Source organism: Geitlerinema sp. CS-897 (assembly GCF_028368005.1).
In the GTDB taxonomy this organism is placed as follows: Bacteria; Cyanobacteriota; Cyanobacteriia; order Cyanobacteriales; family Geitlerinemataceae; genus Baaleninema; species Baaleninema simplex.
In genome coordinates this window covers 1-11,118 of the sequence record NZ_JAQNCQ010000049.1, presented here as the reverse complement: position 1 = coordinate 11,118, position 11,118 = coordinate 1, and the positions used below count along the sequence as shown (strand labels likewise).

Genomic DNA, 11,118 nt, shown 5'->3' with positions numbered 1-11,118 from the left:
TGAGGTTAAGGCGATCGCGCAGGCTTTGGGGGATGAGAATTTGTCCGTCAGGCGTAATGTGAATCGTGGTCTGAGTCATGACAAATTACAGAATGGCTTGATTTTGAGTTTAGAAGCGATCTAATCGTTATCGCGATCGCTAGTTATTCATTGGGTGCATCTCAGTTTTGCAAAAACATGAGAATTGGAGGCTGAAATCCTTATTCTCTCGTATAGATTTACATTTTTGAGATGTACCCTATTCATTGTCTGTCGCGGCTTCTGCTGCTGGAGGTACAAAGGTTACGTCTTCGTAAATCGTAGCGATCGCACAGTCGAGTTCGAGACTGGCAAAGCGAACCGTTTCACCAACAGTATAGGGTTGAAATTCCCAAGTGCGATCGCCCGTGCGACGAAAGACATCGACGGCGGGATGAGTTTGACTGACGAGAATGTATTCTTCGAGGCTTTCGAGTTGGCGATAGTGTTGAAATTTGTCGCCTCTGTCGAAGGCTTCGGTACTTTCGGAGAGAATTTCGACGATGAGTTTAGGATGTTGTTTGTAGTAGCGAGTATCGCGATCGCGCGAGTCGCAGGTGACGAGTAAATCGGGATAGTAAAACCGATTTTGCGTTTCGATCCGCACTTTCATACTCAAGCTATAGGTTTGACATCCGTGTTGACGTGCAACGGGGAAAATTAAGGCGATGAGATTACCAGTAATGAGGTTGTGGCGATCGATCTCTCCTGCCATAGCCTGGACTTCGCCGTCGTGATATTCATGTTTGATGGGAGAGTCGCGTTCGGCGGCGAGGTATTCTTCAGGAGTGAGGTGGATGCGATCGGGTTGGGCAATCATCGCGGAGTTGGGGAGAGGTTAGGTTGAGGGGCGATCGAGTACGAACACCGATCCGTTGATTGGTTTGTACGAGAGTACGCCAGCATCAGGGCAAGATCGTAGCCCGTTAACTTGAAATATGCTATTCTATATGCTGACTTTAAGTAGTTTCATAGAAAACAAAGGATTTGTGTTTATGTTCGGATTTGGCAAGAAGAAAGAAAAAGACGGACACCCCTCACAACCCACGCAGTCTCAAAGTATTCACGGTTCGGTCTCTGGACAAGTAGGACAAGCCGGTAGAGACTTAACCCAAGTGCAGCAAGATACTAATAGTTTATCAAATCAAGACTTATCAGTGGCAGAGATAGTAGACATACTAGATAAGTTAGTGGAGATCGTCCGTAGCTCTGAATTAACAGAAGCTGATAAACAGAAAGCAGTAAGTCGCTTACATTCAGCAAAGGCTGAAGCGGCAGAGGAAAACCCTGACAAGGGAAATATTGCGGGTAATTTACGCCGCGTTGTTGAATCCGCAAAATCTGTTAAAGCTACCTACGATTTACTTCATCCATTTCTCGATCCTCTAGCTCAATGGCTAGGGTTCAACAATACAGATTTTGTATAGCAATAATCAATTTTACTTGAATCATAAATGGTCAACAGGAGCTGTGAAGTAAGCTCACAGCTCCTGACAAATCCTGTATGATTTCATGGGTCTTCGGGATATACGGTGATTTTTTGTGTCTAGATAACGTGATACCGAGGGTTTTAGCGATTGAAGACCGAGCATTATGTAGTCTAGGATACATTTATCATCACAAACTCCGAAGACCCGATTTCATCTTAATTGAGAACGCTCATTTATACTTGCTTTCAATGGATACTCCGAGAGAAAATCCAGCTCAGCAACAAAACGTAAGCGATACTTCAAATACTCAGGTTGCACAAGCAGTATACGGAGATATTTATCAGTACCAGGTAAACGATAATGGCAAGCTTTTTAATATTTATATTTCAAATCCAGACAGAACTGGTGGTTTATTAAAGGATAAACTCCAAACCGTTGATTTTTTTGAAAAACCAATAAATTTTATTCAAGTTTTAATCTTCCTTGTCAAAACTACTATTAACTGGCTGTTTATAGGATTCAGAGCAAAATATAAATTTCCTTTTAACACTGTAACGCATTTGATTGCTTCTGTAATCACTGGCGATATCATCGATGAAGTTGCCAACCTACAAATTGAGTGCAATAAGAAACTAGTTTCTTTGATTGAGGCACTAAATAATAATAACAGCGAACAAATATCTATAGAAGAAAAAATAAATCTTGAAGCTAAGTTAGAAGTTTGCATGAGATTAATTGAGGATTTAGCATTTGGTAGAATTGAAGACAAAGAAGCACTAGCAGAATTTTGGGGAGAAGTAAAGACGAACACAGATTGGTTTTCACGAGAAATAGCAGAAGAAAAGAGAAATCACTACAAAAAATTATACGAAATACAAAACAAGCAAAAACAAAAGTCACAAGATACACAAACACAAATTGAGCTTCATATAGAAAAATTAACGAGACTGATGGAAGTAGAGATCCCGTCTCAAAATTTTATAGAGACTCTAATTCAAGAAACTAAACAACTTGAAAAACGTCAAATGTCTATCAAAGATATATACAGCATACAAAACTTTGTTCGCTTTTTAGAACAAATCTCTATCAAACTAAAAGAAACTCAAAACTATACCTCAATGTTTGGTGAACTCAAACCTTTAAGAGGAGAATTTATTGGCATAAAAAATTTAAAATATCATTTTTCTCGAAAATGCCCGCACTGGTGGTCGGCTTTAGGTAAATATTTGTATGAAAACGAAGATGTAATCAATGGTTCTTCTAGCGATATTTTTCCTGAGAATATGGATCCTTGTGGTGACTGCCAAAAGTATGAGCCTAATTATCACAGTCAGCAACAGTCTGAAAATGAATGTAATAGCCTTGAATTAGAGTCGGAATAAAATTTTAAATTTTATGAATTTCTCTTGTTTGAAGGCTCATCCCGATCGCACTCCAGCCAAAACCTATCGTCTAACACTCGATCGCGAATTCTTCACAGTTCGGCGTCAGTCAATGGCGATCGCTCGTTATTCATGGTCTGTCGCGGCTCCTGCTGCTGGAGGTGCAAAAGTTATCTTCGTAAAAGTTTGAGAACCGGGTAGTCGCACGTTTATCGTGGGTGCATCTCACTTTTGCAAATACACAAGTTCGGCAATTTGTCAATATATTCCTCAAGGACTGCTAGAAGGGGATTTACTCCTTTAAGTATTTATACTTATCGCAGAATTGAGATGCACCCTTTATCGTGACGTGCGGCGTTTGTAGATAAATAACTCGCCTTCCGCGTTAAAGTGTTTATGTTTATGGATTCCCATTGGCATAAATCCACATTTTTTAGCGACTGCATGAGCTGCGAAATTTTCAGGATGGCAGTAGGCTCGAACTTCAGCATCTTTCGATAGCGTTTCAGCTAAAACCTTTACGATTTCTGTGGCGATTCCTTCTCCGGTGCGCTCTTTGTTGATACTATAATAGCATTCTAGAATTCCGCGATCGTAGGGTGCAAATCCACAAGAACCGACATAATTGTTCGACTGTTTTTCAGCAATTGCATAGGAACCTATCGGATCGGGAGAGTCATAAGAAGCACACACAGCCTCGAACAGTGCTGTCGCGCCGTCTTGAGTTTTCTGTTCTTCGTCAAACATCAAATACTCGGTCGATTCTCGATCTAACATAAACGCTAAAAACCCTGTCAGATCTTGCGGTTGAAATTGACGAATTATGAATTTTTGAGTTTCTAAGGGAAGTTTCATCTTGCAATTTTACGAGCGATCGATACTTTGGAATATGGAAAAAATCACAGTATAACACGCGACATATAGCAGTCCTAAACGATTCACAGCAAAATTTCATTCCAGTGAAGGGTGGCATAAGATCCCCGGCATTTCCAAGATGCCGGGGATCTCGATAGATCGTGCGATCCACGAAACGGAGTTTCAACAGGTTATTTGCTATAAATGATTTAGGATTGTTATATAGAATTTTTGAGATAACTCAGTCACCATCAATAGCGTTTGCTTTAATACTATAGCAACTCTAAATCAGTTGTGTAACAAAATCGGGAACGGGGAACAGGGAAGCGAATTTTTTCTGATGTTTTAATTTTTGACAACTCATTTGGGACTGATATAATAGTCGAGCGATCGTTAAGCAGTTTTTTTTACCCGTTACCACTCGCCTCGATCGAGCGTTTTCGACAGTAAAAAAGGCGGGCAAACCACCCGCCTCAAGATCTAAATTTGAAAACTGTGAAGAACCGATTACGTCATCACTGGTTCCGGTTCGGCGGGAACGTCGGGAACCCCTTCAAACCGATGGCCGTTGAGGGACGATAAATCCAGATTGCCGTAGTACGCATCCAGAATTAACTGTTTCAACTCGCCAATGAGTGGATAGCGGGGGTTCGACACCGTACATTGATCGTCAAAGGCGCGATCGGCCACCCGTTCGAGTTGGACGTGAAACTCTGCCTCGTCTTGCTGCATGGCGTCTTTCATCGCCGCCGGAATGCCCACTTCTTTCTTCAGGTTTTCCACCGCCTGAACCAGCAGCATCACCTTCTCGTCTTCCGTTTCGCCGCCGAGTTGCAAGTGGTCGGCAATGCGAGCGTAGCGCCATTTGGCGTTGGGATACTTATACTGTGGGAAGGTGGCTTGTTTGAAGGGTGCGTCCGTGGCGTTGTAGCGGATGATGTGGGAAATCATCAGCGCGTTGGCTAAGCCGTGAGGAATGTGGAACGTCCCGCCAAGTTGGTGGGCGATCGAGTGACAAATCCCCAAGAAACCGTTGGCGAACGCCATCCCCGCCATCGTCGCCGCATAGTGCATTTTCTCCCGCGCTTTGGGATCTTTTGCGCCGTTGTGATAGGCGCTGGGCAGGTATTTGAAAATGAGGCGAATCGCTTCGAGGGCTAAGCCGTTGGTGTATTCCGAGGCTAACACCGAGACGTAGGCTTCGATCGCGTGAGTCAGGGCGTCGATACCGCCGAACGCCGTCAGACTCTTCGGCATATGCAACACCAACTCGGGATCGACGATCGCCATGTTCGGCGTCAGGGCGTAGTCCGCCAGAGGATACTTGATATCGTTCTGGCGATCGGTCACCACTGCAAACGGCGTCACTTCCGAACCCGTTCCTGAAGTCGTCGGAACCGCCACCATAATCGCTTTGTCACCCAGCGGCGGTAAATCGTACACCCGTTTTCGGATGTCCATAAACCGCATCGCCAACCCTTCAAACTCAATTTCCGGGTGTTCGTACATCAACCACATGATTTTAGCCGCGTCCATCGGCGAACCGCCGCCGAGGGCGATAATCACATCCGGTTTGAAGGTATTCATCAACGCCAAACCGCGATTGACCGTATCGAGAGAGGGATCGGGTTCGACGTCGTAGAAGATATCGTATTTCAAGCCGATATCGTCGAGAACGTCTTCGACGTAAGCGGTCATTCCCAAATCGTACAGGGGTTTGTCCGTGACGATAAACGCCCGTTCTTTCCCTGCAAGTTCTCGCAACGCCACCGGGAGCGATCCGTATTTGAAATACACTTTCGGCGGAACCCGGAACCACAACATATTTTCCCGCCGTTCGGCGACGGTTTTGATGTTGAGGAGGTGGTGGGGTTCGACGTTTTCGCTGATGGAGTTGCCGCCCCAGGTTCCGCAACCGAGGGTTAGAGAGGGGTCGAGGCGGAAGTTGTACAGGTCGCCGATCGCCCCTTGGGACGAGGGAGTGTTGATGAGAACCCGCGCCGTCTGCATTTTGTCCTCAAACAGTTTGATGCGATCGTACTGGGAGGGGTTCACGTAGAGGGCGGCGGTATGTCCGCGTCCGCCGAATTCCACCAGGGCTTCGGCTTTGTCCACCGCTTCGTCGAAATTCTGCGCCCGATACATAGCTAAAATGGGCGAGAGTTTTTCGTGGGCGAAGGGTTCCTCGTGGCCGATGTTTTCTACTTCTCCGATGAGAACTCGGGTTCCGTAGGGCAGGCGAATATCGGCCATTTCGGCAATTTTCTCGACGGGTTGTCCGACGATGCCGCTGTTGAGGCGTCCGTTAACGATGAGTTGGCTACCGAGGCGTTCTCGTTCTTCGGGGGATAGGAAATAGGCACCGCGATCGATAAACTCCTGTTTGACGGTGTCGTACACGTCATCGAGAACGACAACGGACTGTTCGCTGGCGCAAATCATGCCGTTGTCGAAGGTTTTACTCAACAGGATCGAGGACACCGCCATTTTTATGTGGGCGGTAGAGTCGATGAGGGCTGGGGTGTTGCCCGCACCCACGCCGAGGGAGGGATTACCGGAGGAATAGGCGGCTTTCACCATTCCCGGGCCGCCGGTGGCCAAGATGAGTTTGACATCCGGGTGCTGCATCAAGGCTTGAGAAAGGGGAACCGTGGGTTCGTCGATCCAGCCGATGATGTCTTCTGGTGCCCCTGCGGCGACGGCGGCGTCTCGGACGATTTTCGCCGCTGCGATCGTGCAGTCTTTGGCGCGGGGGTGCGGCGAGAAGATAATGGCGTTGCGGGTTTTCAGGGTTACGAGTGCCTTGAACACCGCCGTTGATGTGGGGTTCGTCGTGGGGACGATTCCGGCGAGAATACCTACGGGTTCGGCGATTTTCTGAATCCCGAAGGATTTGTCTTCTTCGATGATGCCGCAGGTTTTTTCGGCTTTATATTTGTTGTAGATGATTTCGGAAGCAAAGTGGTTTTTAATCACTTTGTCTTCGACGACGCCCATTTCCGTTTCTTCGACGGCGAGTTTCGCCAGGGGAATTCGGGCAGCGTTAGCAGCGAGGGCTGCTTTTTTGAAGATGGTATCGACTTGTTCTTGGCTGAAGTTCGCGTAAGCCGTTTGAGCTTTTTTGACGCGAGAGATGAGAGCTTCAAGTTGTTCGAGGTTCGTGACAGGTTCGCTCACGATGCGCGTCTCCTTGAGTGCGACATTAGCTAGAGAACGTTTTCAACGACGGGGATTTTGCCGCTTTCCATCGGGAAATCGACGATTTCGATACGCCCTGTGTCGATGATGCGATGTCGATCGCCCTACGTCGGTTACGACTGCAAAAGCTCGAAAGAATCGAAGAACTGTTGCGCTTCGGGGAAGTCTACGTTTCCGTCTTGTGCGCCGACGGCGAGTTGATAGAGGGCAGCGTTTTCAGTATCGGCGACGAGCAAGACTTGAAAACGAGTCCCCTCCTCGGTAGACATGAGGATCGATCGCGCGGGAAGTCCGTTACTTTCAATGCTTTCTTCGCTTTCCACCGTCGCGTTGAGGTTGGTTTGCGTGGTGTTTTTCATGTTTTCGAGGCTGGTTTCGATATCGAATTCCACCCCTTCGGGCATGACGTTCGAGGCGATGATGTACGCCCGTCGCGCGCCGGTATCTTCGTAAAGAACCAACGTTTGTTCGATGTCTCCAGCCCCTTCGACGGGTACGCTTTGGCTATCTTCGATCGGTTCTCCGGGGAAGCGAGCGGTATAGTTCCCCGATTCGTAGGTGTACCAGTCGCCTTCGGCGGTTTCGCTGGCGCTGTCTTCGGGGTCTGTGGTGTCTGTAGCGGTTGCTCCGTCTTCGGTATCGGGGGGGTCTGTGGCGGTGTCTTCAGTGGGGGCTTCTGTCGTCTCGCCCGCAGTGGTGTCTGGGCTATCGGCGGCTGTGTCGCCACCACCACAAGCGGTTAACGGCAGGGTAAAAGCCAGCAGTAGGGCGAAAAATTTCAGCTTCATCGTCGAGCGTTCTGTTCTAGCGTTACGTTTAGTTTAACGCGATCGCATCGGACGCTCGCGGTCTTTAGAGTTATTTCAAGTTTTGTGTCTCAATATTGCTCGATCGCTCGTGGGGCGGGGCGATCGGCAAATTTTTATTACGAAGATTGACCGCATTTCTTCGTAAAGTGTAATCCAGTTATCAAAATTGTTAGAAATATTTAGATTTAGTTAATATTTTGCGAGGAGAAAATAGGGAGGTTGAAGGAGAGCGATGCGGTTTACTTCAGACTCTCCTCGTCCTCTCGCGGCGAAATGCCACACATAGCGCGATCGTCGTCCGTGGCGTTGGGATTTGTCGTCATACTCGATCCTTTTCCAATAAGCTGGGTTTCTAATAAGTCTTCACCACATCCCCCCTTAGCCCCCCTTTCAAAGGGGGGTTGGGGGGATAGAGAGAGGCTTGCCGGGTTGGGAAAAAAGGTTTTTCTGAAGTTACGATGCAAAAAATTGCTGAAATTCCTACAGACTAAGAGTTGGGTCTTCGGAGTTTGTGGTTATAAATGTATAGCATAATACAAAAAATTGAAGATTCGAGAGCCAAAACCCTTGAAATCTCGTGAAGTTAGTTTTTCTGTCACCCTAAACTCCGAAGAGCCAAGAGTTTTTACTAAATTATACAAGGAGCCTCAAATCGCTAAGTCTCTTTGCATATGTAAACTACAGGAATTTACCCAACATACCAAGGTCGGAAGAGCTGGAAAAAACAGTATTTGAAATTCGGATTCCGTATCGGGTCGTCGTACAACCATTCACCCCCCCCCGTTTTAGCAGTTCGTCCAACGTCTAAACTCGCCACAACTGCGCTGTACTCTCGTTTGAGACGCTCAGAACGTACTTTTCATCCGGGCTGAACTGGGCGATCGTGACGAAACCAACAGTTCGCCGTCTCGTTCACCGCCTCCACAAGCTCACTCGCCGAACTTTCAAACTTCGTCGTGGTTCCCCAACTCTCAAAATCCGGTGCCACGCGAATCAGCGATCGATGGGTTTTATCCGTAATCCAAAACAGTAGCGGAAAGGGAAACGACTGACGAAACTCCTCCCGCATGGAATTCATCGCCGTTAACGCCGACGCCTTCACCGTCTCTAACCCCACGACGATCGACACATCTGGGACATCCTCCCCGAGTCGCTGGCGAATGTCACTGTAAGGATGGCGGGTATTCGACGACAGTTCGAGGATTCGGATACGTTGCGGACAAATTGCCGCAAAACCCTCTAACAAGCGATCGCGCGTTCGTGTATCGTTACAGCAAGCAAACAACAACGAAAACTTCCCCAAAGACATTTCTACAGACCAAGCGAGTTCAGCTAACGCTGCTTCGTTTGCTGTCTCCATATTGTTTGTGGCTCCTCTGGCTGCGTGCATCTCAAATTCGATAACTCTCTCCTGAAACCCCTTTCTCGCTCGGAACAAAAGACTCGGACGGGGCTTCCCTTCGCTCGAGCCTAAAACGAGAGGTTGAAAGATTGGAGATCGACGATCGACACTCTTCCGTACGTTGAGATGCTCCCTCTCGTCTTCGATCGCGTCTCTCCTCTGGGGAACAAGTTAACTTGCTTCTCCGTCTTATACTGTTTTTATCCTCTCTTTATTCAAGTTTCAATAGTAGCGTGGCTCTTCACGAGCGATCGCGTCCGAAATCTCGATTCGATACACTGGGAAAATAACTCACAAATCGCTGAATTCCTCACACACAGTCTTTTGAATGCTGCAACCTGACGATCCCGGTTTGAGTTTGGCGATCGCGCCGTTAAACGTCGATGTCGGCGAAGCTGGCGATCGATATGCGATTTGGGTTTTGCAAGCCCCCCACCCCGGCGGATACGTCCATCACGACTGCTCCTGGTCCGATGTCCTCACCCAAACCTGGCGGGAGTGGCAAGATCTCTTTTCCCTGAACCGCCTCCCCGTTCCCACGCCGCCCCAACCCGCTACCGTCGGCGTTTCCACCCCCACCGCCGACCCGTTCGTTCCTACCGAAACCCCCCCAATGGGCAGTTACAGCAGTCGGCTCATGCAGCAGTTAGGCTTAGAACTGTGGACTTGGCTGTTTGCGGGAGCGGTGCAACGCAGTTTCGCTCAAAGTCAAGGAATCGCCCTCGGACGGCGGATGCCCCTGCGGGTACGCTTAGACGTGCGAGATCCCGCCCTCATCGGGCTTCCCTGGGAAATCGCACAGCCGCGTTTGGGAAAACCCGCGTTGTCCCTGGCGCAAAACATCCTCTTCAGTCGCACCACCTGCGATGTCGATCCCCTGTCCCTGCGGAATGCCAGTCGATCGCTGCAAATGCTGCTCGTCTTGGGACAACCGAACGACAGCCGGGCGTCGGTGTTGGACTTGCAAACTGAAGCGAGCGAAATTGCCGAACTCTTCGCCAATTGCAGCCGTCAAGACGCCGTAGTTCCCTATCGCGTCGATACGCTCATTCAACCGACTCCCGCCGAGCTGATCGATCGCCTGGAAACCAAACAGTACAACATCTTACTTTACTCCGGTCACGGCGTTCCCTCCCCCGAGGGCGGCCGCTTGTTCCTGCGGGAAGACACCACCCTCACCGGAACGGAACTGGCTCAAGTGCTAGTGCGATCGCAAGTGACGTTAGCTGTATTCAACGCCTGTTGGGGGGCCAGCCCCGACCGCGACAACGATCGCCTGATTCCCCGTAGCAGCCTCGCCGAGGTTCTCGTCCATCACGGCGTCCCGGCGGTGTTAGCCATGCGAGACGCGATCGCCGATCGCGAAGCCCTCAGTTTCATTCAAAGCTTCGCCCAAGCCCTCGCCCAACGCCAGCCCATCGATCGCGCGGTAGCGATCGCCCGCCAACAACTGCTGACGCTGTACAAATTCAATCAGCCCGCTTGGACGCTCCCGGTTCTTTACCTCCATCCCGAATTCGACGGCCACCTCCTCGAAGCGCCCCATCAAATCGTCACCGAACTCCCCGAAAATTCCACCACGCGACTCGATCGCCTCTCCACCAAAGCCTGTTTGCGATCGCTCGATCCCGACGACACGGTATGGCGCATCCGTCGCGGTTTACTACGCGTCGGACGCACCGAAGACAACGACGCCGTCGTCCCCGAACGCTGGGTGTCCCAACGCCACGCCGAAATCTTTTATCGCCACCTCCACGACTGTTCGTATCCCACCTACTTTCTACGGGACTTTTCCCGCTACGGAACCCTAGTACGTGAAGATGACGACTGGCGCAAAATTCACCATCAAGAAATCTCGCTCTCCTCGGGAACTCAACTCAAATTCGGCAGTTCTCAAGGTCAAGTCTGGGAGTTCGTCGTTGACAGTTGACAGTCACCAGTCACCAGTCGCCAGTCACCAGTCGCCAGTCGCCAGTCACCAGTCACCAGTCACCAGTCGCCAGTCACCAGTCACCAGTCACCAG

9 protein-coding genes are annotated in these 11,118 nt (G+C 49.2%); 4 read left to right on the top strand and 5 right to left on the bottom strand.

Annotated elements, in window-relative coordinates:
- Window positions 1-238 precede the first annotated feature (238 nt).
- A complete protein-coding gene (locus POG22_RS02710) occupies window positions 239-838 on the bottom strand; it encodes a Uma2 family endonuclease (protein ID WP_498903496.1) in 600 nt (199 codons plus the stop codon).
- Between the two features lie 130 nt (window positions 839-968).
- Between POG22_RS02710 and POG22_RS02705 the strand changes: the two genes are divergently transcribed.
- From POG22_RS02705 to POG22_RS02695, 3 genes are all read left to right on the top strand, one after another.
- Window positions 969-1,445 carry a hypothetical protein gene (locus tag POG22_RS02705; protein WP_498903495.1) on the top strand — a complete coding sequence of 159 codons (477 nt, stop codon included), beginning with the start codon at window positions 969-971 and terminating at the stop codon, window positions 1,443-1,445.
- Window positions 1,446-1,696: 251 nt separating this feature from the next.
- The gene (locus POG22_RS02700) at window positions 1,697-2,830 is read left to right on the top strand and encodes a hypothetical protein (RefSeq protein ID WP_498903494.1); all 1,134 of its coding nucleotides are present in this window, start codon (window positions 1,697-1,699) and stop codon (window positions 2,828-2,830) included.
- Between the two features lie 13 nt (window positions 2,831-2,843).
- Complete coding sequence (locus POG22_RS02695) at window positions 2,844-3,020, top strand: hypothetical protein (protein ID WP_498903492.1); 177 nt, start codon at window positions 2,844-2,846, stop codon at window positions 3,018-3,020.
- A gap of 149 nt (window positions 3,021-3,169) precedes the next feature.
- Here POG22_RS02695 and POG22_RS02690 read toward each other — a convergent pair whose 3' ends face one another.
- From POG22_RS02690 to POG22_RS02675, 4 genes are all read right to left on the bottom strand, one after another.
- Entirely contained in the window at window positions 3,170-3,685 is a 516-nt protein-coding gene (locus tag POG22_RS02690; RefSeq protein WP_498903490.1) for a GNAT family N-acetyltransferase, read from the bottom strand.
- Between the two features lie 507 nt (window positions 3,686-4,192).
- Window positions 4,193-6,862, bottom strand: coding sequence for a bifunctional acetaldehyde-CoA/alcohol dehydrogenase (gene adhE / locus POG22_RS02685; protein WP_498903488.1), 2,670 nt, complete (start codon window positions 6,860-6,862; stop codon window positions 4,193-4,195).
- Window positions 6,863-6,996: 134 nt separating this feature from the next.
- On the bottom strand, window positions 6,997-7,671 hold the full coding sequence (locus POG22_RS02680) for a hypothetical protein (protein WP_498903486.1): 675 nt from the start codon (window positions 7,669-7,671) through the stop codon (window positions 6,997-6,999).
- An 880-nt stretch (window positions 7,672-8,551) separates the two neighbouring features.
- Window positions 8,552-9,052, bottom strand: a complete 501-nt coding sequence (locus POG22_RS02675) for a hypothetical protein (RefSeq protein ID WP_498903484.1) — start codon at window positions 9,050-9,052, stop codon at window positions 8,552-8,554.
- 370 nt (window positions 9,053-9,422) lie between these two features.
- Here POG22_RS02675 and POG22_RS02670 point away from each other — a divergent pair, with 370 nt between their 5' ends.
- Entirely contained in the window at window positions 9,423-11,024 is a 1,602-nt protein-coding gene (locus POG22_RS02670) for a CHAT domain-containing protein (RefSeq protein ID WP_498903483.1), read from the top strand.
- The last annotated feature ends 94 nt before the right edge of the window (window positions 11,025-11,118 follow it).

Bases quoted from the DNA above. Each gene is read 5' to 3' on its own strand.
- POG22_RS02670 (WP_498903483.1), top strand. From the start codon at position 9,423: ATGCTGCAACCTGACGATCCCGGTTTGAGTTTGGCGATCGCGCCGTTA.
- POG22_RS02690 (WP_498903490.1), bottom strand. From the start codon at position 3,685: ATGAAACTTCCCTTAGAAACTCAAAAATTCATAATTCGTCAATTTCAA.
- POG22_RS02710 (WP_498903496.1), bottom strand. From the start codon at position 838: ATGATTGCCCAACCCGATCGCATCCACCTCACTCCTGAAGAATACCTC.
- POG22_RS02695 (WP_498903492.1), top strand. From the start codon at position 2,844: ATGAATTTCTCTTGTTTGAAGGCTCATCCCGATCGCACTCCAGCCAAA.
- POG22_RS02680 (WP_498903486.1), bottom strand. From the start codon at position 7,671: ATGAAGCTGAAATTTTTCGCCCTACTGCTGGCTTTTACCCTGCCGTTA.
- POG22_RS02700 (WP_498903494.1), top strand. From the start codon at position 1,697: ATGGATACTCCGAGAGAAAATCCAGCTCAGCAACAAAACGTAAGCGAT.
- POG22_RS02705 (WP_498903495.1), top strand. From the start codon at position 969: ATGCTGACTTTAAGTAGTTTCATAGAAAACAAAGGATTTGTGTTTATG.
- POG22_RS02675 (WP_498903484.1), bottom strand. From the start codon at position 9,052: ATGGAGACAGCAAACGAAGCAGCGTTAGCTGAACTCGCTTGGTCTGTA.